General features: G+C 68.2%; 18 protein-coding genes. 10 read left to right on the forward strand and 8 right to left on the reverse strand.

The genetic code is table 11. The features are described from left to right. Positions 1 to 102: 102 nt before the first annotated feature. Complete coding sequence (locus tag NA3_RS36660) at positions 103 to 291, reverse strand: hypothetical protein (protein ID WP_128145361.1); 189 nt, start codon at positions 289 to 291, stop codon at positions 103 to 105. Positions 292 to 429: 138 nt separating this feature from the next. On the opposite strand from NA3_RS36660, the gene hrpA reads away from it, so the two are divergent. Next, positions 430 to 4539: an ATP-dependent RNA helicase HrpA gene (hrpA, locus tag NA3_RS04755; protein WP_062962330.1), complete on the forward strand. Its 4110-nt coding sequence runs from the start codon at positions 430 to 432 to the stop codon at positions 4537 to 4539. Here hrpA and nrdR read toward each other — a convergent pair whose 3' ends face one another. From nrdR to NA3_RS04770, 3 genes are all read right to left on the reverse strand, one after another. After that, on the reverse strand, positions 4540 to 5016 hold the full coding sequence (nrdR, locus tag NA3_RS04760; RefSeq protein WP_030517264.1) for a transcriptional regulator NrdR: 477 nt from the start codon (positions 5014 to 5016) through the stop codon (positions 4540 to 4542). It abuts the gene before it with no gap. 159 nt (positions 5017 to 5175) lie between these two features. Then, positions 5176 to 6429, reverse strand: a complete 1254-nt coding sequence (locus NA3_RS04765) for a hypothetical protein (protein ID WP_062962331.1) — start codon at positions 6427 to 6429, stop codon at positions 5176 to 5178. Between the two features lie 137 nt (positions 6430 to 6566). Then, complete coding sequence (locus tag NA3_RS04770; RefSeq protein WP_062962332.1) at positions 6567 to 7058, reverse strand: LysM peptidoglycan-binding domain-containing protein; 492 nt, start codon at positions 7056 to 7058, stop codon at positions 6567 to 6569. Between the two features lie 284 nt (positions 7059 to 7342). On the opposite strand from NA3_RS04770, the gene lexA reads away from it, so the two are divergent. Further along, positions 7343 to 8113, forward strand: coding sequence for a transcriptional repressor LexA (gene lexA, locus NA3_RS04775; RefSeq protein ID WP_062962333.1), 771 nt, complete (start codon positions 7343 to 7345; stop codon positions 8111 to 8113). Positions 8114 to 8181: 68 nt separating this feature from the next. Here the strand turns inward: lexA and NA3_RS04780 are convergent, their stop codons facing one another. Further along, positions 8182 to 9165, reverse strand: coding sequence for a cytochrome c oxidase assembly protein (locus NA3_RS04780; protein ID WP_062962410.1), 984 nt, complete (start codon positions 9163 to 9165; stop codon positions 8182 to 8184). A 69-nt stretch (positions 9166 to 9234) separates the two neighbouring features. After that, the gene (locus NA3_RS04785; RefSeq protein WP_062962334.1) at positions 9235 to 10248 is read right to left on the reverse strand and encodes a cation diffusion facilitator family transporter; all 1014 of its coding nucleotides are present in this window, start codon (positions 10246 to 10248) and stop codon (positions 9235 to 9237) included. A gap of 346 nt (positions 10249 to 10594) precedes the next feature. Here NA3_RS04785 and NA3_RS04790 point away from each other — a divergent pair, with 346 nt between their 5' ends. The 5 genes from NA3_RS04790 to NA3_RS04810 all read left to right on the forward strand — a co-directional run bounded on the left by NA3_RS04790 (position 10595) and on the right by NA3_RS04810 (position 17171). Then, positions 10595 to 10930, forward strand: a complete 336-nt coding sequence (locus NA3_RS04790; RefSeq protein ID WP_030517270.1) for a histone-like nucleoid-structuring protein Lsr2 — start codon at positions 10595 to 10597, stop codon at positions 10928 to 10930. A 171-nt stretch (positions 10931 to 11101) separates the two neighbouring features. Next, entirely contained in the window at positions 11102 to 12400 is a 1299-nt protein-coding gene (locus NA3_RS04795; protein WP_084491165.1) for a diguanylate cyclase domain-containing protein, read from the forward strand. A gap of 5 nt (positions 12401 to 12405) precedes the next feature. Further along, positions 12406 to 13218: an SAM-dependent methyltransferase gene (locus NA3_RS04800; protein WP_167354957.1), complete on the forward strand. Its 813-nt coding sequence runs from the start codon at positions 12406 to 12408 to the stop codon at positions 13216 to 13218. A 266-nt stretch (positions 13219 to 13484) separates the two neighbouring features. Continuing rightward, positions 13485 to 15608: an AMP-binding protein gene (locus NA3_RS04805; RefSeq protein ID WP_439956167.1), complete on the forward strand. Its 2124-nt coding sequence runs from the start codon at positions 13485 to 13487 to the stop codon at positions 15606 to 15608. A 252-nt stretch (positions 15609 to 15860) separates the two neighbouring features. Continuing rightward, positions 15861 to 17171, forward strand: coding sequence for a PucR family transcriptional regulator (locus NA3_RS04810; RefSeq protein ID WP_062962337.1), 1311 nt, complete (start codon positions 15861 to 15863; stop codon positions 17169 to 17171). A 46-nt stretch (positions 17172 to 17217) separates the two neighbouring features. Here the strand turns inward: NA3_RS04810 and NA3_RS04815 are convergent, their stop codons facing one another. Then, a complete protein-coding gene (locus NA3_RS04815; RefSeq protein WP_062962338.1) occupies positions 17218 to 17622 on the reverse strand; it encodes an RsbRD N-terminal domain-containing protein in 405 nt (134 codons plus the stop codon). A 414-nt stretch (positions 17623 to 18036) separates the two neighbouring features. Here NA3_RS04815 and NA3_RS04820 point away from each other — a divergent pair, with 414 nt between their 5' ends. The 3 genes from NA3_RS04820 (at position 18037) to NA3_RS04830 (ending at position 20351) form a co-directional block, all read left to right on the forward strand. Beyond that, positions 18037 to 18948, forward strand: a complete 912-nt coding sequence (locus NA3_RS04820; protein WP_062962412.1) for a helix-turn-helix domain-containing protein — start codon at positions 18037 to 18039, stop codon at positions 18946 to 18948. Between the two features lie 44 nt (positions 18949 to 18992). Next, complete coding sequence (locus NA3_RS04825; protein WP_062962339.1) at positions 18993 to 19817, forward strand: SAM-dependent methyltransferase; 825 nt, start codon at positions 18993 to 18995, stop codon at positions 19815 to 19817. 69 nt (positions 19818 to 19886) lie between these two features. Then, positions 19887 to 20351, forward strand: a complete 465-nt coding sequence (locus NA3_RS04830; protein WP_062962340.1) for a hypothetical protein — start codon at positions 19887 to 19889, stop codon at positions 20349 to 20351. Between the two features lie 77 nt (positions 20352 to 20428). On the opposite strand, the gene NA3_RS04835 is transcribed toward NA3_RS04830, so the two are convergent. Then, a complete protein-coding gene (locus tag NA3_RS04835; RefSeq protein ID WP_062962341.1) occupies positions 20429 to 20788 on the reverse strand; it encodes a PNPOx family protein in 360 nt (119 codons plus the stop codon). Positions 20789 to 20847 lie beyond the last annotated feature (59 nt).

Below are 20847 nucleotides of genomic sequence, written 5' to 3' on the forward strand. Positions count from 1 at the left end.
TACCGGTCGGCACGCCAGGCGATTTCACCACCGCCGCCCCGGTCACGGACACGGCCCCTCCAGCCGCCGGCGAAATCCGGCGGCACGGACAGTCTTCCGGGTCTAGACGGATCCGACGGGCGACGAACGCTGCCTCGTCGCGGACTCCACCGCAAACGGCCGGCGCAGCGTCTTCGACGCGGTCGTCACGACCGCGTGCACGCCCTCGCGAACCAGAGCGGCGATGCCCAGCAGCACCGACATCACGCGCAGTCCACGGACCCACATCGGTGTTCCGGAACCAGCAGTCATGACCCGATGGTGACATATCCGGCCTCCCGCCGGAACCAAGATCATCCGATAGCAACGATTCGGTTATCTTCACCGTCCGGTGCCCCGACCAGCGCGGGAACGGGCCGGACGGCCGGTTTCGCTACGCTGGTCGATGCAATGACCTCGACTGCCACCACCCGCGAGCTGCGCGCTCGCCTGGCCGACCTCTCCCTCCGCGACGAACACCGGTTGCGCCGACGGCTGGACAAGGCACACGGCGACGACGGCGAGATCGAACGGCTGGAGCGCGAGATCGCCGCCGCTCAGGCTCGTATCGAGACGCGCCGCGGCGCCGTCCCGGCGATCCGCTATCCCGAACAGCTGCCGGTCTCCGCCCATCGCGACGATATCGCCGCGGCGATCGCCGCCCATCAGGTCGTGGTGATCGCCGGTGAGACGGGCTCCGGGAAGACCACGCAGATCCCCAAGATCTGCCTCGAACTCGGACGTGGGATCCGCGGCACCATCGGCCACACCCAGCCGCGGCGGCTGGCGGCCCGCACGGTGGCCGAACGCATTGCCTCCGAACTCGATACCGAACTCGGCGACGTGGTCGGCTACACCGTGCGCTTCACCGATCAGGCGTCCGATCGCACCCTGATCAAATTGATGACCGACGGCATCCTGCTGGCCGAAATCCAGCGCGACCGGCTGCTGCGCCGCTACGACACGATCATCATCGACGAGGCGCACGAGCGCAGTCTCAATATCGACTTCCTGCTCGGCTACCTGAAGTCGCTGCTGCCGAAGCGTCCGGATCTCAAGGTGATCATCACCTCGGCGACCATCGACCCCGACCTGTTCGCCCGCCATTTCGCCGATCCGGGCTCCGGGGAGCCCGCGCCGATCGTCGAGGTGTCGGGGCGGTCCTATCCGGTCGAAATCCGGTATCGCCCGCTGGCTCCGGAGATGGCCGACACCGACGACGAGGACGATTTCGCGGAGGAGCCGGCGCCGCGTCGCGCCCGGCCGAGCGGGCGCGCCGGCGCCGGGGACGCTCGCGACCAGACCGATGCCATCGGCGACGCGGTCCGCGAACTGCTCGCCGAGGGCGACGGCGACGTGCTGGTCTTCCTGTCCGGTGAGCGCGAGATCCGCGATACCGCCGACACGCTGCGCGATCTGAAACTGCCGCGCACCGAGATCGTTCCGCTGTACGCGCGGTTGTCGGCGGCCGAACAGCATCGGGTCTTCCAGCCGCACACCGGACGTCGTGTGGTGCTGGCCACCAACGTGGCCGAGACCTCGCTCACCGTGCCGGGCATCCGCTACGTGGTGGATCCGGGCACCGCGCGCATCTCCCGCTATTCGATGCGCACCAAGGTGCAGCGCCTGCCGATCGAGCCGATCTCCCAGGCCTCCGCACGGCAGCGCTCCGGGCGCTGCGGACGCGTGGCCGACGGTATCTGCATCCGGCTCTACTCCGAGGAGGACTTCGAGGCGCGCCCGGCGTTCACCGAACCGGAGATTCTGCGCACGAACCTGGCCGCGGTCATCCTGCAGATGACCGCGCTGGGCTTGGGCGACATCGAGAGTTTTCCGTTCGTCGAGGCGCCGGACCGGCGGGCGATCCGCGACGGTATCGCGTTGCTGCTGGAGCTCGGCGCGCTCGGGCGTCCCTCCGAGGCGGCCGCACCCGCTCGCAACGGGCGCCGGCGCCGCGGCCGCGGCAGCGACGGCGCCACCGGGGGCCACGTGCGCGCGCCGGAGGGTGGGGACGAGCTGGCACTCACGGCGGTGGGACGGCAGATGGCCCAACTCCCGGTCGATCCACGGATGGCGCGCATGCTCGTCGCCGCCGAGGCGAACGGCTGCCTGTCCGAGGTGCTGGTCATCGTCGCCGCGCTGTCGATCCAGGACGTGCGGGAACGCCCGGCCGAATTCCAGCAGGCCGCCGACACCAAACATGCCCGGTTCAGCGTCGAGGGCTCGGATTTCCTCGCCTATCTGCGGTTGTGGGACTATCTGCGCGGACAGCGGAAATCGTTGTCGTCCAATCAGTTCCGGCGGCTGTGCCGCGACGAGTTCCTGCACTACCTGCGCATCCGGGAATGGCAGGATCTGCAGGGCCAGCTGCGCACCATCACGAAGAGCCTCGGCTGGTCGGCCGCGGAATCGATCGCGCCGCAACAGAATCCGGAAGCCCTGCCGTGGGACGCTGATGCGATCCATCGCGCCCTGCTGGCAGGCATGCTGTCGCATATCGGGGTCCGCGAGGCCGAATCGCGTGAGTTCCTCGGTGCGCGCGGCGCGAAGTTCATGATCTTCCCCGGTTCGGCCCTGGCGAAGAAGCCGCCGCGCTGGGTGATGGCGGCCGAACTGGTGGAGACCTCGCGACTGTGGGGCCGGATGGCCGCGCGGATCGAGCCCGAATGGGCCGAGCGGCTCGCCGGCGATCTGGTCAAACGCAACCACTCCGAACCGCACTGGTCCTCGCGGCGCGGCGCGGCGATGGCCTACGAGCGGGTCACCCTCTACGGCATTCCGCTGGTCACCCAGCGCCGCGTCGACTTCGGCCGCATCGACCCCCAGTTGTCGCGGGAACTGTTCATCCGGCACGCGCTGGTGCAGGGCGAATGGCAGACCCGGCACCGGTTCTTCCACCGCAATCGCGAACTGCTCGACGATGTGGCCGATCTGGAGCATCGCGCGCGTCGGCGCGACATCCTCGTCGACGACCAGGTGTTGTTCGATTTCTACGATCAGCGCATCCCCGCCGACGTGGTGTCGGTGCGGCATTTCGACAGCTGGTGGCGCAAGGCCGAGCGCGAGGATCCGCACCTGCTGGACTTCTCGGCCGCCACCGTGGTCAACGCGCAAGCGGCCCAGCTCGATCCGGCCGCCTACCCGGACAGCTGGCGGCAGGGCGAACTGAGTTTCCCGCTCACCTACCAGTTCGAGCCGGGGCAGGCCGACGACGGCGTGACCGTGCACATCCCGGTCGCTCAGCTCGCCCATGTGCGTGCCGTGGGCTTCGACTGGCTGGTACCCGGTATGCGCGAGGAACTCGCCGCCGCACTGATCAAGACGCTGCCGAAACAGCTGCGCCGCAGTGTGGTTCCCGCGCCGGACTTCGCGAAGGCCGCGTTGGCGCGGCTGACCCCGCGCGCGGAACCGCTGCGTACCGGACTGGCCCGTGAGCTGTCGGCACTGGCGTCGACCGCGATCGCACCGGCCGACCTCGATCCCGGCGCTCTGCCCGATCATTTGCGGATGACGTTCGCTGTCATCGGCCCGGACGGCGCGAACCTCGCCCGCGGCAAGAGCCTCGCCGCATTGAAAACTCAACTCGCCCAGCAGGTTTCGCAGTCGGTCGCGAAGGCGACGAGTGCGGCCGAGAAGGCGCCGGCGACGGTGTGGACGGCGCAGACGCTGGGCACCCTGCCGCAGACCGTTCGGCGTGAGGTCGGCGGCCAGACCATCACCGGCTATCCCGCCCTGGTTCGCGAGGGGGACGGGGTCGCGGTGCGAGTGTTGTCCTCGCCGGCGGCACAGCGCGCCGCGATGCGCACCGGCACCCGGGCGCTGCTGTTGCGCGAGATGCCGGCCGCGCACCGCTCGATCACCTCGGGGCTGTCGGCCGCCGATCGCCTCGCGCTGAGCCAGAACCCGTACAGATCGATGGACGCGCTGCTCGACGACTGCCGCGCGTGCGCCGCCGACGAACTGATCGCCGCACACGGTGGCCCGGTACGCAGCCCCGAACAGTTCACTCGGCTGGTCGAGCAGGTGCGACCGCAGTTCGCCGGTGCGGTCGCGCGCATCCTCGCGCTGGTGGTTCCGGTGCTGGCGGCCGCGCACCGGGTGCGCACCGCCTTGACCGACACCACCGATCGCGATATCGCCGACGATGTGGCCGGGCAGCTCGACGACCTGGTCTTCGCCGGTTTCGTCAGCGAATTCGGCAGCGCCCGGCTGCGCGAGATTCCGCGGTATCTGCACGCCGCCGAGGCACGACTGCTCGCGCTGCCCGCCTCGGCCGATCGCGATCGCCACGGCGCGGCCGAACTGGACCGGGTGCACAGCGCCTACGCGCGGTTGCTCGACCGTCTCCCGGAGGCCCGTCGCACGGCCGCCGACGTCACCGAGATCTGGTGGATGATCGAGGAACTGCGGGTGAGCCTGTTCGCCCAGCAGCTGGGCACGCCGTATCCGGTGTCCGCCAAGCGAATCATCAAGGTCATCGACGGCATCGGCGCGGCGCCCGCCGGCACCCGGCCCCGCTGATCAGTCGGCGCCGGCGGTCACCGATCGTTCGGCGCGGTGGCGGCGCAGATCGGCGATCTCGCGTTCGAAATCGTCGGCGGAGCTGAAGGACCGGTAGACCGAGGCGAAACGCAGGTAGGCGACCTCGTCGAGATCGCGCAACGGCCCGAGGATGGCCAGACCGACCTCGTGGCTCGGCACCTCCGGAGAGCCCTTCGCCCGCACCGCGTCCTCGACCTGCTGGGCGAGCAGGTTCAGCGCATCGTCGTCGACTTCACGCCCCTGGCAGGCCCGGCGGACGCCACGAATCACCTTCTCGCGGCTGAACGGTTCGGTGACACCGCTGCGCTTGACCACCGAGAGGATCGCGGTCTCGACCGTGGTGAAGCGGCGCCCGCACTGCGGACACGCGCGGCGGCGCCTGATCGCGCTGCCTTCCTCGGCCTCACGCGAGTCGACCACCCGCGAATCCGGGTGCCGACAGTACGGGCAATGCATCCGGGATCCTTCGTCGATGCCTGCGTCGGTTCGCGACGAGCTGCCTGCCCTCGACCTGTTCCGCCGATACAGCCGCACTCACCACGTATGTCCTGAGCGTCTTTCAGGATACCCGGACGGCGTTCGCCCCGGCCCATGCGGACCCGCGACCGGGACCGCTCACGCCGTCAGTTGCCACTGGCTCGTCAGGTCGGTGAGCAGATCCGGCAGCCGATTCAGCAATCGCCCAGCGGCGAGATCACCGGCGAAGGGCACCGACAGCACCTGGCGGGCCATTCCCGGAGCGGCCTGCATCCGTTCGTAGCACGGCACCAGATCTCCGGTGATGTAGGTCCAGCGCGGGTCGCGGTCGGCCCAGTTGAAGTCGGGTAACGGAGTCCGCAGCGTCATCGTGCGACCGTCGACCTGCGCTGATACGGTGGTCGGCGCGAACACACCCGGCGCGCGCACGCCGGGCACCGCCGGCTTCGCCGCCACGGTGCTCACGTAGGTCATCACCCGGCCCATCGCGCCCCGCCCACCCGACGTCACATCCCATTGATCGGCGATGATCCGATTCTGTTCGCGATCGGTCATCCGCATCAGCGCGTCGTTGTACCCGGCGACCGTTCCTGTGGCGAGCGAACGCCAGGCCTGCACCGCGTTGTCGTCGAGCACACCGGCGGCGTACATCTCCTCGATCGCGGGCAACCCGCCGGCGATATAGGCCTCGTGCATCGGCACCTGGTCCAGGAAGATGTGTTTCTGCATGATCATCAGGCGGGTCTGGAACCATGCCAGATCCTCGGCGGTGAGCCGCGGCCCCTCGGTCGCCAGCAGCCGGATGTCGGCGGGCAGCGCGGCGACCAGCGGCGCCGGTGTGGCGCGCAGCAGATCCGCGACCGCGTCGCCGAGCTGGTGGATACCCGGCACGCTGAGAATCGTTGCCACATCGCTCATGTCGAAGAAGCCGGAGGCGAACGAGCCGCCCGCGAGCCCGGCCAGTCCGGTCCAGTAGAACTCGGGGTGGGCGGTCGTCAGCCGGAGGTAGTTCACGTAGACCTGGGTGAAGGTGCGGGAATTCGCGGCCACTCCCCGGATCGGATCCCAACCGGCCAGGTCGATATCGGCATCGGCGGTCGCCACCGCCAGCCAATACTGGTGTAGCAGTGCCGCGTACCGCTGGGGTGCGACTCCGTCGGCGCGGGCTTGGTCCAGCGCCGTGTGCAGCTGCGAAATATTCAGCGGCAGATCGGGATTCAGCCCACCCGCGCTTTCCCCCGCCCCGTTCACCACGGGAATGTCCAGATATGCGGTGTAACCCGCCTCCGCGTGCACCGCGGGTGCCGCGGCACAGGCGATCACGAAACAGATGAGCGGTGCGGCCGCGCGTGCGAACAGTCGCGGCAGCGCCCGATGGAGGGTGTGCACCATGATGCCTCGTCCTCGAAGTTCATTGGCGGCGAATGTAGCCCCGATCACATTCCGAGCAGAGTAGCAACATGTTTCAGTACTGGATCAATAAATCCGGCCACGCGGATTCGCGTACATCCCAGGCCCACGACCACGGTTTATCGTGATGCCGGGACCACGAGTGTGCGTCCGGCGGCCACCTCGGTGCCGCGTAATCCGTTCAGCTCCACGATGCGGGCCACCGTGTCGCGCACCGGAACTCCCGGCGCCACCCGCTCCGCGAGGTCGGACATCGACTCCCCGGGCTGCACCTGGACGGTCTGCGTGGACGCCGGACTGTCCGTATCGCGCAGCTGCGCCACTCCCAGGAGCCCGCAGACCGCGGCGGCGGTGAGCAGGGCGGTCGCCGCGAGGGTCGCGAGTCCGATTCGCGCCTGTTCCACCCGCTGGATCGGATGCGGCCCGCGAGCAGGCAGGGCAGCCGGCACCCGGTCGTAGCCCGCGACGACATGCGGGCGGTACAGGCCGCGAGGACGCCGGAGGTCGGCCCGGGCGTGACGCCGGACCGGCCGCACAGTGCGGACGGGGGGACTGCCGGCCGAACCTGTCCGGCTGCCGATCGTGCTGAATTCATCGACCGCGGTACGCATCTGACGACCTCCATGACTGCTGCGACGAGCACTCGGTTGGATCACAGGGATATGAGAGTAGGGGCGTATTCGCTCATGTGTTCGAAGAACTGATGTTCGAATTCTTACCACGCCGGACCGACAAAGTCACCAGCCACGCCGACATGCGTCGAACAGATGTTTGAAACCTGGCCGCGGGCGGACTACATTCGAAACACGCGATCCGGCGGCGTCGGCAGAACCCGAAGCCGGCAGAACCCGACAGACACACGCCCCGGCAGACAGACGAACGGAGGACGGCGAGCGTGAGCGAACGTACGGTGGTCGGACACGAGGAGGCGGCCGGAAGCGGCACGGTCTCCCCCGACGGCGCCCCGGCGCCGGCCGGTGACACCGAAACCCCCGGTAACGGAGCGGATCTCACCGTCCGCCAGCGCAAGGTACTCGAGGTCATCCGGACCTCGGTGAACGAACGCGGCTATCCCCCGAGCATCCGCGAGATCGGCGATGCGGTCGGACTGACCTCCACCTCGTCGGTGGCACATCAGCTCCGGGCACTCGAGCGCAAGGGCTATCTGCGCCGCGATCCGAATCGTCCGCGCGCGGTCGACGTCCGCGGCCTGGACGAGACCGCCGTGCGGGCGGCCGGTGCCGCGCCGGTGCTGCGCGCGGTGGCGACCGAGACCTCCGAGGCGACCCCGGCGCCCACCTATGTGCCGGTGCTGGGCCGTATCGCCGCCGGTGGGCCGATCCTCGCGGAACAGGCCGTCGAGGACGTGTTCCCGCTGCCGCGCGAACTGGTCGGCGAGGGTTCGCTGTTCCTGCTGAAGGTCGTCGGCGAATCGATGGTCGACGCGGCGATCTGCGACGGTGACTGGGTGGTGGTCCGTCAGCAGAACGTCGCCGACAACGGCGATATCGTAGCCGCGATGATCGAGGGCGAGGCGACGGTCAAGACGTTCAAGCGCACCGGCAACCAGGTATGGCTGATGCCGCACAACCCGCTGTTCGATCCGATCGACGGTCACGACGCCCAGATTCTGGGCAAGGTCGTCACGGTGATCCGCAAGATCTGAGTGCGCGAGATCCGAGGGCGGTCGGCCGGCCGGCGCGCGGAACGGCGGCCGGCCGGGCGGGCGGTCCGTCAGCGCCGGAAGCGGTCGCGCAGTACGGGATCGTTTTCCCACCACAGACCACTCTGGACCGGAGCCTCCGCGGTCGCCGTCGTCGCCGCGGGTACGGTCCGTGCGCCCGCATCGGTCGGTGGGGTCGAGACTTCCTCGGCCGCATCGAGTTCGGCATCCATCCGCGCGGCGTTGCGGCGCTCGTCGGCGGCCCACGACCGCATCAGCGTCAGCAGGTAGGGCAGGCCGAGCACGTCGCCGAGTACCCAGATGATGCCCGCGCCGATGATCTGATCCATGCGCAGGTCCGGGCCCCACGTCCGGCCCACCTCGGTGTAGTAGTCCACCGCGACCAGCGGCCCCAACCACAGCACCAGCCCCAGCACGCCGTCCGCCAGTGACTCGAACACCGTGATCAACAACGAAAGGGCCTGCGAATAGCGGTGCGGGACCGGATCGGTCTGCAGCCGCGAATAGAAGTACAGGAATCCGACGGCGACCAACAGCAATCGGGTGAGCGCGTCGACCACCCCGTGCCGCAGCACGGCGTCGTACCACGGGGTCAGGATCAGCAGCCAGGGGGTGGCCAGGATGGCGATCGAGGAAACCAGCGGATAGGTCGCCACCCGCGCCGGCGCCGAGGCCAGCACGCGGTTCATCCTCGCTTGTCCGGACGAACCCAGCGAATCCCGCACCGCCGTCAGCGGCCGCCCGGTCGCCAGGCCGAACGGGACCACGTAGAGCAGCAGCAGGATCTGCAGTGCCCGCATCCAGAAGAGGGTGCCGGAGTACACGCCGATCACGCTGATGCCGGTCAGCAACCACACGCCGAGGCCGACCGCGCCGAACGCCCAGCTGCGTCCCGCCGACGCCGAGCGACCGCGCCGATCGGCGCGCCGGCGAGTCAGGCCGTAGCCGAGCCCCAGCGCGGCGGTCACCACGATCGTCGAGGTGTCCCAGCGCCATTCCTCGATGACGGACTGCACGGTCAGCGGCGTGTCGATCCATCCCACGGCAGCCAGTATCCACCCGATGTCCCGGGAGCGTTTGCGCCGGTCCGGCCGGGTGTCCGGTTAGTGCCGATTACCGGATTCGTGGGCGTGCGTGACACCCCGGGAGCGATGCGCGTGGCCGTGTGACTCGGCGCAGTGGCCACTCGGCCCGGCCCCGAGTTCGATCAGTTCGGGCTGTGCGTGATCCACCTGCAGCGTGGCGTGCTCGATGTGATGGTCGGCGGACAGCCACTGCGCCAGATCCTGACGCACCGCATGACAGTCGCGGCCGGGCTCGACCAGCACGTGCGCCGAGAGAGCCGGGGACCCCGACGTGATCTCCCAGATGTGCAGGTCGTGCACCTCGACCACCCCGTCACGGGCGGCCATGCCCACACCCACCGCCGCCGGATCGATATCGGCCGGGGCGGCCTCGAGGAAGATCCGGCTCGACGCGCGGACCAGGCCGATGCCCGCCTTGACCATCAGCGCGACGACCACTAGGGTCGCTATCGCATCCGCGCGTTCGAATCCGGTGACCATGATGATCACTCCGGCCACCGCCGTCGCCAGGAAGGCGTAGAGATCGGTGAGGATGTGCTGGAACGCGCCCTCCACATTCAGGCTGCTGCGATTGGCCCGCGAAATCATCCAGGTGGCCGCGAGATTCACGACCACGCCCACGAGCGCGGTGGCGAGCACGAGCCCTCCGGTGACCGACGGCGGCTGGATCAGGCGGCGGATCGCCTCGTAGCACAGCCAGGCCGACAACACCAGCAGCGTCAAGCCGTTGGCCTGCGCGGACAGGATTTCGACCCGCCTCCAGCCGAAGGTCATCCGCCCGGCCGGCGGACGCGCCGCGAGCCGAATCGCCCACAGCGCCAACGCGATCGAGGCGGCGTCGGTGAGCATGTGCGCGGCGTCCGACAGCAGAGCCAGCGAACCGGCCACCACACCGACGACCACCTCGCCGAGAAGGAACATCACGATGACCGCGAGCGCCCCGGCGAGCCAGCGCCGATCGCTGTCGGGACTGGCGTGCGCATGACTGTGCGCGTGCCCCCTGCCCGAGCCGTGTGTATGTCCGGCGCCCATGCCCGATACTCCTCTCCGTCGCTTCGCTCGTCATCATATGCATACATCGCTATGTGTGCAATAACCCCTGCTCCGAGCGCTAGGCGGCCCGGCGGGCGGGTACCCGCGCACCGATCTCTTTATCCGAACCGCCCGATCCGAACTCCCGAGTAGTGTCCGAAGACCGCGAGCATTCCGATAACTTTTGCGGCGCCCGTACTAAATGCGTCCCGCCGATTCTTTTCACATTCCGGGAACATTCACGATCGAAAACGCCCGAATAGCACCGGATTCACTACGGCCGGTCACACTACGGTACGGTATACACAATCCCAGTTGCTCCGTGTCAGTGCGAAAGGGCTCGATCATGGCCAAGAAAGTCACCGTCACACTCATCGATGATTACGACGGGAAGTCCAAAGCGGATGAGACCGTGCAGTTCTCGATCGACGGTGTGGCGTATGAAATCGACCTGTCGACATTGAATGCCGGGAAGTTGCGCGGCGCACTCGAGCCCTGGACGGAAAAGGCCCGCAAGGTCGGCCGCTTGAAGTCCGGGGGCGGCACCCGGACGAAGTCCGCGGCCGACCGCGAGCAGACGGTGGCGATCCGGGAATGGGCCAAGAAACACGGCTATAACGTCTCCGCGCGTGGCCGCATTTCCTCCGAGGTTGTCGCCGCCTATCACAAAGCGAGCAAGTAGCCGGCATCCGATCTTTCCGAGATCGCCCACCGTACCCACCGAGCGGGCCCGCACCATCACGCCACAGCCGTGAACTTGCGGGCCCGCTCGGCGCGGTAATCTGGTTCTCTGGTTCGGCGCCGCGCCGTACTCACAAGTCGCTGGGAGTAGTTCCGAGGCGGGGTTGGTGGCATGACAGGGGAAACCGGGGTGGGTGAACTGGCTCGGCGATGGCGCGTCGCGATCGCCGACACCGGTTTCGTTCCCATGTCCATGCGCGAGCTGGAGGGCCTGCTGGCGGGGTTGCTCCAGCAGCTCGTCGCGATTGTCGAGGCCGAACCGTTCGACGCGGCGCCCGCGGCGTCGATCGGCGCCGCGCTGGTGCGCGCCAATCTCACCGATCCGCAGGTCATGCCCCGCTCCGCCCGCGCGCTGACACCGCTGGCCACCACCGCGTTCCCCCCGGGCGATCGGGTGCTCGCCGTCCTGGGCGAGATGGCCCGCGGATATACCGAGGAGTTGCTCGCGACCCGGGCACGGCACCAGGAAATGTTGCACTCGGCGATGGCCGATGCCCGCAATGCCGCCGAGGCGCGATTCCGGGTGGTATTCGACAATGCCGCCATCGCCATCGGTATCGGTGACGCCGAGGGCCGGGTGGTCGACGTGAATCCGGCCATGGCCGCGATGCTGGGCGTGAGCCGCGAGTATCTGCTCGAACGCGGGGTCACCGATCTGATCCATCCGGACGACCGAGTGGAATTGCGCCGCCGCGTACTGGGCGAACTTTTCCACGCGGGCTCGGGCACGGTCCGTATGGAATTGCGCTATCCCCGGCCCGAAGGTGTCGACGGCTGGGCCGCATGGGCGATCACCCTGGTGCCCGCAACCGGCGGGCGCGCGGCCTACCTGCTGGTGGTCGGCGAGGACACCACACAACGGCGGGAATTGCAGGCCGAATTGCATCGCCAGGCCCGGCTGGACCCGCTCACCGGCCTGCCCAATCGGCGGCAATTGGTCGAAGTGCTCTCGGCCATCATCGCCGACGCCGACCCCGAGGACTGCATCGGCCTGTGTTTCATCGACCTCGACGGATTCAAATCGGTCAACGACACCTACGGCCACGGCGTGGGCGATCGACTGCTCGTCGCGGTCGCGGACCGGCTCTCGGCGGCCGTTCCGGCGATTCTGCTGGCCCGGGTGGGCGGCGACGAATTCGTCGGGCTGGTGCGGCCGACCTGTGATACCGAGCACATCGCCGCGGTCGCCCAGCGCCTGCTCGACGCGCTGGGCGAACCCATACCCGTCGACAACCACGATCTGATGATCTCGGCCTGTATCGGCGCGATCGTCACCCCTGTCACCGGCACCGATGCCGAGCGGCTGCTCGATGCCGCCGACGCCGGGCTGTATCGCGCGAAGGCCAGCGGACGTAACCGCTGGGTCCTTCATGCGACCGATGTCGCCGCCCGGGTGCGCGGCCTAGGATGAGCGGCGTGCAACCTCTGTTACCCGACTGGGCGGCCGACGACATCGACCCCCGGATTCCCAGCCCGGCGCGAGTTTACGACTACCTGCTCGGGGGATTCGCCAATTTCGAGGTGGATCGGTCGGTCGCCGCGCAAATGATCGAGGTCATTCCCGAGGTTCCGCGCACAGCGCGCGCGAATCGGGCATTTTTGCAGCGTGCGGTGGGTTTTCTCGCCGAGGCGGGTATCGACCAATTCCTCGATCTGGGCTCCGGAATTCCGACGGCGGGCAACGTGCACGAGATCGCGCAGCGCGTCGTCCCGGGCGCGCGGGTGGTCTATGTCGATATCGATCCGGTCGCGGTGACCATGAGCCGCAAGCTGCTGGCGGACAATCCGAACGCCACCGCGGTGCACGGGGATTTCACCGATATCGACGGGATACTGGAGCATCCGCAGGTCCGGGAGCTGCTGGATTTCGACCGGCCGGTCGCCGTCCTGCTGGTATCGATGCTGCATTTCGTCACCGACGACGCGCTGGCCGCGACGGTATTCGAGCGGCTGCGCGCCACCATCGCCCCCGGGAGTTATCTGGCGCTGTCGCATCTGACCAGCGAGGGACCGCCCGAACAGATGGACCGCATGCTCGCGGTGACCGAACGCGTCACCGGCCGGGGTGATCGCCTGCGCACCCGCGCCGAGATCATGGACCTGCTCGGCGATCTGGTCCTGGTCGAACCCGGCCTGGAATATCTGGCCCGATGGCGCCCGGATCCGGATGAGCCGCTGCCGGAGGTCCGGCCCCTCGACGGCTACGCGGGTGTCGCCCGCAAACCCTGATCCGAGCCGCTGACCGGCGAGCGCCCGCGCTGCCACCGGCGGAGCGCCCACAGCCCTTTCCGGCGCGGTCCGGCACCGTTGTGGCGTGGGACAGCCACCGGCTCACCGGTCGGGGCGGCCGGCGACCTTCCGTTCCGGCATGCGAGCACATCACCGCGTCGGACAATCGGCGGCTAACTCACAACCGTGCCCTCGGCGCTCCGGGAATTGTCACAAGGCATCTTCTGCGCGAAATCGATCCCGGTTACAAAGGAATTCCCGCCGGTGTGCTCGAAGAACCGGCCCGCGAGAAGTGTAAGAAGTTGGCTACCGAGGTTTTCGACACCGCCGTCGAGCTGCCGGTCGAGCGCAGCGCCGTCTGGGAGCTGCTCATCGACCCGCAGCTGTATTCGCGCATCTTCACCGGTATCGGCGCCTGTGAACGGCTCGAGACCGTCGCCGGCGCGCCGCTGTGGCAGCTGCGCATCGGCACCGCCGACACCGAGATCCGGACGCTGTCGTTGACGGTGCGGGTGGGCCCGCGCGGGGAGGCGTTCGAGTTGTACTGCGCGGCGACCGGAAGTTTCGCCTCCGTACGGCTGCGCGATATCGAGGGCGGCACGCGGGTCGTGGTCACCTGTTTCGCCGCCGGCCGGATACATCCGGCGGCCGCGCGCGCCTCGACCGCGGTCGCGCTGGCCTGGCTGGATGCCGGACTGCGGCGACTGCGCGAACTGGTCACGGCCGCCCCGACTTCGGTCGTGATCAATCGTGAGAACACCCCGCTGCGACGACGCGCGGACGTGGCTCGCCACATCCTCGGAACGGGCGTGGTGCACACCGCGCGGCCGGATCGCAGTGTCGGGCAGCTGCGCGGACTCGCCCGGTGGGGCTTCAATCTCGCCGGTGGCTACGCGGCCGCGGCGGCGCATTCCCCCGACCGCATCGCCGTCGTCGACGATCGGCGCAGCCGCACCTTCGCCGAGATCGACCGGCGCAGTACCGCATTGGCCGGCGGGATGGCCGGGCTGGGCCTGCGCACCGGTGACGCGATCGGCCTGCTCGCCCGCAATCACGCCGGCATGGTCGAAACCATGGTCGCGGCGGGCAAACTCGGCGTGGACACGATCCTGCTCAATGCGGGCCTGTCGGCCCGGCGGATCGAGGAAATCGTGCAGCGGCACCGGCTGGCGCACGTCTTCGTCGATGCCGAACTGGAAGAGCTGATCCACTATCTGCATTCCGACATCGCACGCATCGCCACCGACGACGGCGCACCCGGGCGCACCACCATCGAGGATCTGATCACCCAGGGCGACAAGGGTTTCGACAAACCCGCACGGCCGGGCCGGTTGATCGTGCTGACCTCCGGGACCAGCGGAACCCCCAAGGGTGCGCGCCGCCCGCACCCCAAGGGCTTCGCCACGGTGGCGGCTCTGCTGTCGCGCATTCCGTTGCGCATGAACGACACCATGCTCATCCCGGCGCCGCTGTTCCACACGTGGGGTCTGGCCGCCCTGCAGTTGAGTACGGCGCTGCGCGCGACCGTCGTCCTGCCGGCGCAGTTCGATGCCCGCGACACCCTGCGCCGGATAGCCGAAAACCGGGTCGGCACAGTCATTCTGGTGCCGACCATGGTGCAGCGGATCCTGGACCTGCCGACCCATGTGCGGGCCCGCTACGACACCTCCAGCCTGCGTATCGCGGCCAGTTGCGGTGCGCCGCTGGCCGGTGCCACCGTGCTGCGGTTCGCCGACAACTACGGCGACGTGCTCTACAACATCTACGGCTCGACCGAGGTGTCGTGGGCGACCATCGCCACCCCCGAGGATCTGCGGACCGCGCCGACCACCGCCGGGCGGCCGCCGCTCGGCACGAAAATCGCGGTGCTGGGCCCGGATCGCACGCCCGTGCCGATCGGCGCGACCGGACGCATCTACGTGGGCAACCACATGCTGTTCGACGGATACGTCAATTCGGCGCCGCCGGACGAGACCGACGGCATGCTCGATACCGGCGACCTGGGATATCTCGACGCCGACGGCCGGTTGTTCATCGCCGGCCGCGACGACGAGATGATCATCTCGGGTGGTGAGAACGTCTTCCCGCGGCCGGTGGAGGAGGCGCTGTCCCATCTGCCGCAGATCGCGGACGTGGCCGTGGTCGGGGTGCCGGACCACGAATTCGGGCAGCGGCTGGCCGCGTTCATCGTCAAGCGGGAGGGGTCGGGCCTGGACCCGGACATGATCCGCACCTACGTCCGCAACCGGCTGAGCAGGTTCTCGGTGCCGCGCGATGTCACCTTCCTGTCGGCGCTGCCCCGCGGGGAGACCGGCAAGGTGCTCAAGCGCCTGCTGATCGGCGGGAGCGCCGACCTGCCGGGGTCGTTCCAACCGGCGGCCGAGTTGTGATCGCTCACCAGGCCACCCCCCGATGGCCTCCTCATTTGTCACGAGGATGGGCGAAAGACGTCCATCGGGGTCTCGTTACGGTTACGTTATAAAGGCAGCGCAGTAAACGGGCGGGGAAGGAAGTTTTCGCCAATGTCTGGTGCCACGCCGGGTTCTGCGGCCTCGCCGGAATCTACCGCGCCCCGCGGGCCCGTCGCCGCATCGGGCGCTTCCGGCGACGCCACCGCCGGCTCGACGCGCCCCGGCTTGACCATGTCCGGTCAATTGCTGTCGTCGCCGTTGAAGGATGTGTGGTCGCTGTCGCGGCAGATGGTCGGCCACTTCGTCGAAAACGTCGCCCCCTGCGGCACCCTGCCCGGCGACGCCATCCACGGCGACATCACCACCATCACCCGCACCTGCCTCGAACTCGCCATCAGCCTCCTCGACGGCCGCGACATCCCCGAAAAAACCGAACGCCTCAAAGACGCCGCCGCCGCCTGGGCCCGCGAAGGCGTCCCCATCGACACCATCCACCACGCCATCCACGAAGGCTTCAAAATCGGCTTCGACCTCGTCGTCACCAACGCCACCACCAAAACCCGCACCAACACCAACACCACCAGCGGCAGCGGTGGCAGCGGAGACGGTGGCAGTGGCAGTGGCAGTGGCAGTGGCAGCGGCAGTGCCGGTGGCAGTGGCGGTGAACCCACACTCACCCTCACCCACACCGACTACACCAACCTCCTCCAAGGCGCCAAACTCCTCGTCGAAATCCTCGACACCATGACCACCGCCGTCTCCGGCGCCTACGTCCGCGAACTCCGCGCCGTCGTCTCCGAACACCACAACGCCGTCCACACCCTCACCTCAGCACTGCTCGGCGGCCACCCCACCAGCACCATGGCCCGCGAATGCGGCATCGAAATCGCCGACAACTACCACATCCTCGCCCTCCACATCCCCCCACACCCCGACCAAGCCAACCCCCACCTCGACCCCACCATCATCGCCCGCCGCAAACTCCGCCGCATCCAAGCCGCCCTCGCCACCACCACCCACACCACCACCCTCTCCCTCCTATCCACCGACGGCGGCACCCTCCTCATCCCCACCACCACACCCACCGACCTCGACACCCTCATCACCCACCTCTCCCACGCCGCCCGCGTCCCCATCACCGCCACCACCACAACCACCCCCACCACCGACATCCCCACCGCCACCGACCAAACCCACCAACTCCTCGACATGGTCACCCGCCTCCAATCAATCCCCGGCCTCTACCGCTTCGACGACCTCGCCCTCGAATACCAACTCACCCGCCCCGGACCCGGCCGCGACCACCTCGGCACCCTCCTCAACCCCCTCGACCACCACCCCGAACTCCTCACCACCCTCCAAACCCACATCGCCAACAACCTCAACCGCCAACGCACCGCCCGACTCCTCCACGTCCACACCAACACCGTCGACTACCGCCTCAAACGCATCGCCCAACTCACCGGATTCGACCCCACCCAAGCCAGCGGACTCTGGTACCTCCGCAGCGCCCTCGTCGCCCGCACCTACACCACCGCATGAGGCCCCACCACCGGATGACGCGTCGGTCGCCGCACCGCGGCGGCCGTCAGTGGGCGGGGTGTCTGCGAATTTCCGCGACGTAGGCGCGGGAGACGGTGCAGGTCAGTAGATCCAGCATGTCGACCAGGAAGCTGCGGTCGGCCACCGGATCGGTGGTTCCCTTGCCGCCGGCCGGGTCGATGCGATTCAAGGTCAATTTCACTCCGTCGTGAATCGCGTGCTGCACCGTATCGATCGGTATGCCGGCGCGCGCCCAGACCGCCGCGGCGTGTTCGAGCCGCCGCAGCGCCCGTGTCGCCCCGGTGGGCGCGTCGCCGAGCAGGATGAGCGCCAGTTCGAATCCCATCCGGATGACTATCGCGGGATCGGAATGCGGTGCGCTCCTGGCTTTTCCGGAATCGAATCCATCGCCCTCCGCGGATTCCGCATCCCAGGAGTCGTAGGCCGGCATCGCGCTCCTTCCGTGCGCCCGATCCCCATCGCACTGACGAAGGTAACGGTGGCGCGCGGTGATTACGAGCAGTCGGCGCGGGTTGGCCCAAACATCCGAACAACAGGGGTCCGCTGTTGTGAGATCTCCCAACAGCCGGTCGAATTCGGGCCATCCGTCCGCAATTCGGACGATGCCGTCCGGCATGCGAGACCGGTGGGATATTCCGGCGAATCCGTGCGTATTCACGACTCCGGCCGCGCTCGGCTGTCGCCGAAACCGTGATAGCCTGAACGTGATACATGCTAGCGTGATTATCACGCGAAGGAAAGCGATTGGGGCGGAAGAGATTTCGTCGGGCGTATGATCATCACGCAGCAGTGCCTCGTTTCGTCGACCTCCCGGGCCGCGCGTCGCGCCGATACGCTGGCACCCATGGGAGCTCGATTACGTACCGCGCGAAAATTGCTGCTGGGCCGCGAGATCGAACATATGATCAGCGTCGCGGGGGTGAATCAGGCGGAGGCCGCACGGATCATCGACACCAGTCAGAGCCGGATCGCGATGTTGATCAACGGCGCCAGCTCGATCACCGTCGGCGATCTCGAACGCCTCGCGGTCGCACTGGGTTTCACCGACCCCGGTTATCTCGACAGCCTCGAGGCGCTACGCCGGGACAACCACAAGCGCGGTTTCTGGAATACCGGCCATCGCCGCGCCTACCTCGAGGAATTGCGTCTGCTGGTGGACCTCGAGGCCCACGCCAGCCTGCTGCGGGTCACCGAGGCCGAGATCGTGCCCGGACTGATCCAATGCGAGTCCTATATCCGGGCCCTGCACGAACCCCCGCACGACGCGCAGACCGCGTCCACCGATCCCTGTGCGGTGACCGTGGAGGATTCGGTACGCGCGCGGCTGGCCCGCCAGGACATCCTCACCGGCCCCGATGCGCCGCGGTTCCACGCCGTGCTCTCCGAATCGTGCCTGCGCCGCGAATACGGCGGCCGCGCGGTGATGGCCGACCAACTGGAACACCTGCTCGAATTGTCGCATCGGCCCAACATCACCCTGCAGGTGCTGCCGTTCGCCGTTGCGACCCGGGGAGCGGGGATGGAGGACCGCTTCACCCTGGTGCGGGTCCCCTCCCCCGGCGCGGCGGGCGACCTGGACATGGCGATCGTGGAGAGCCAGGGCGACATTCGCTATATCGACGACAAACCCGCGGTACGCGCCCGGGAGACCGTCTGGGACCGATTATCCGCGGCCGCAGCCGATCCCGATCGGTCGCGGGCGTTCATCGACCGGATCGCGCGTTCGTTCCGACGCGAGAGCGTCACCGGGACGTGACCAACCGTCCGTAATCTGCAAAGCCTAAGGAGTGCCGGGCAGCTATGAGCGACAACGACTTTCCCTCACGCGACATCGACACGAGCCGGCCCTCGGCGGCGCGCATGTACCACTACTACCTGTCGGGACAGGCGCTGTTCGACGTCGACAAGGTGTTCGGCGAGCGGGTGTTCGCGCTGTTCCCGTACGCCGACGCCTGGGCTCGGCACAATCGCGAATTCCTGCGCCGCGCGGTCGATTTCATGGCGACGCTCGGAGTCCGGCAGTTCCTCGACATCGGCGCCGGCCTGCCGACGGCGGACAACACCCACGAGATCGCGCGCACCCACGAGCCGCGGAGCCGGGTCGTGTACGTGGACAACAACACCGAGGTGGTGGCGCGCTGGCTCGACCTGCTGCGCGGTACCGACGCTCTCGCCACCACCGCGGTCGTCGATGCCGATCTGCGGTGTCCCGACGATATTTTCGACCATCCCGAGACCCGGCGCCTCATCGATCCGGAACAGCCGCTCGGATTACTCATCGTCGGCGTCTGGCCGTTCGTTCCGGACAGCGACCGCCCGTACCGGCTGATGGCCCAGCTGCGGGACCGGCTTCCGCGCGGCAGCTGTGTGGCGATGAGCCATGTCGGTCTCGACGACGCATCAGAGGAGGTCAAACGCGGAATGGCCGCGGCGGCAGAGCTGTACAAGCAGACCTCGGATCCGTTGACCCTGCGCCGCCGTGACGATTTCGCCGCCTTCTACGACGGCCTCGAACTCCTGAATCCCGGGATCGTGCACGCCCCCGATTGGCGGCCCTCCGCACCGGTGGACATAACGGATCCGGCACGGCCGTGTAACTTCGCGGCCGTCGGCTACAAGCCTTAGCCGGCACGGTCGGCGCGGCGGTCCGCGCATCGGTGCGCCGGCGGCTTTACTCCGTAGAAAGGGCATCCGATGACGCGGCCACCGACCTTCACCGTCGATGAATTCCGAAAAGCCTCAGCCAGTTCCCCGCACCAGAACTGCGTGCGCGTCGCACGCAAACACGGATGGACCGCAGTCTGGGACGACAAGCGCGCCCCTGCCGCCACCACCGCCACCACGCCTGTGAGCAGCACCGAGATGCTGCTGCTGCCCGACGAACAGTTCGACAGCTACCAGGCCGGCATTCGCGACGGGCGCACCGAGCGATTACCGATCCTGCAGCTGCGGCGCCCCGACGGACGCTACGTGCTTCGTACCGAAACCGGCCGTCGCACAGCGGATGTGGAGCTGATCTTCGATCGAGCCGAGCTCGACGCCTTCCATCAGGGTGTGCGGACCCACGAATTCGATCTGCACAGATTCACCGAGCCGGCCCCCGACGACGCCGAATACGACACTCGCGCAACCGATCTCACGGCCGCGGTACCGGCCTAGCGGTTCGCACGTCTCCGGTGCCCGCCCCACGCGGGCACCGCTCCCTTCGAAAACCTCTGCGCCGCAGCATATCCGGGTCAGTCCGAGCCCCCGGCGGCGTTGTCGTCGAGGCGCACCCGTACCCGCACCCGGCCCTTCTCGTCCCGCGTCGCCACCGCATGGCCGCGACGGTCACCACCGTCCAGGTGCAGCGTGATGGGGCCGCCCTCGCCGGTGAAGTTGCGCCACCAGTTCTTGCGATCGGGCATCGCGACGGCGATGACGATCGAATCGCCGGAGCGCCGGTAGTTCACCGGTGTGCTGAACGTCTTACCCGACTTGCGCCCGACGTAGCTGATCTCGACGAACCCCTTCCGCATCAGCGGGCCGAGAACCGGCACCTCCGTCAGCGTGAGTACCACCGAATTGAAGCCGCGCACGGCCGATTTGACATCCACCTGTTGCCTCCTGACTGGCCCGACCGAGAGGGTTTCACTCTACCGGCGGCCGGTGACAT

It is taken from the genome of Nocardia africana NBRC 100379 (assembly GCF_001612635.1).
GTDB lineage: Bacteria > Actinomycetota > Actinomycetes > Mycobacteriales > Mycobacteriaceae > Nocardia > Nocardia africana.

Bases quoted from the DNA above. Each gene is read 5' to 3' on its own strand.
- NA3_RS36660 (WP_128145361.1), bottom strand. From the start codon at position 291: ATGACTGCTGGTTCCGGAACACCGATGTGGGTCCGTGGACTGCGCGTG.
- hrpA (WP_062962330.1), top strand. From the start codon at position 430: ATGACCTCGACTGCCACCACCCGCGAGCTGCGCGCTCGCCTGGCCGAC.
- nrdR (WP_030517264.1), bottom strand. From the start codon at position 5,016: ATGCATTGCCCGTACTGTCGGCACCCGGATTCGCGGGTGGTCGACTCG.
- NA3_RS04765 (WP_062962331.1), bottom strand. From the start codon at position 6,429: ATGGTGCACACCCTCCATCGGGCGCTGCCGCGACTGTTCGCACGCGCG.
- NA3_RS04770 (WP_062962332.1), bottom strand. From the start codon at position 7,058: ATGCGTACCGCGGTCGATGAATTCAGCACGATCGGCAGCCGGACAGGT.
- NA3_RS04785 (WP_062962334.1), bottom strand. From the start codon at position 10,248: ATGGGCGCCGGACATACACACGGCTCGGGCAGGGGGCACGCGCACAGT.
- NA3_RS04790 (WP_030517270.1), top strand. From the start codon at position 10,595: ATGGCCAAGAAAGTCACCGTCACACTCATCGATGATTACGACGGGAAG.
- NA3_RS04795 (WP_084491165.1), top strand. From the start codon at position 11,102: ATGACAGGGGAAACCGGGGTGGGTGAACTGGCTCGGCGATGGCGCGTC.
- NA3_RS04810 (WP_062962337.1), top strand. From the start codon at position 15,861: ATGTCCGGTCAATTGCTGTCGTCGCCGTTGAAGGATGTGTGGTCGCTG.
- NA3_RS04815 (WP_062962338.1), bottom strand. From the start codon at position 17,622: ATGCCGGCCTACGACTCCTGGGATGCGGAATCCGCGGAGGGCGATGGA.
- NA3_RS04820 (WP_062962412.1), top strand. From the start codon at position 18,037: ATGGGAGCTCGATTACGTACCGCGCGAAAATTGCTGCTGGGCCGCGAG.
- NA3_RS04825 (WP_062962339.1), top strand. From the start codon at position 18,993: ATGAGCGACAACGACTTTCCCTCACGCGACATCGACACGAGCCGGCCC.
- NA3_RS04830 (WP_062962340.1), top strand. From the start codon at position 19,887: ATGACGCGGCCACCGACCTTCACCGTCGATGAATTCCGAAAAGCCTCA.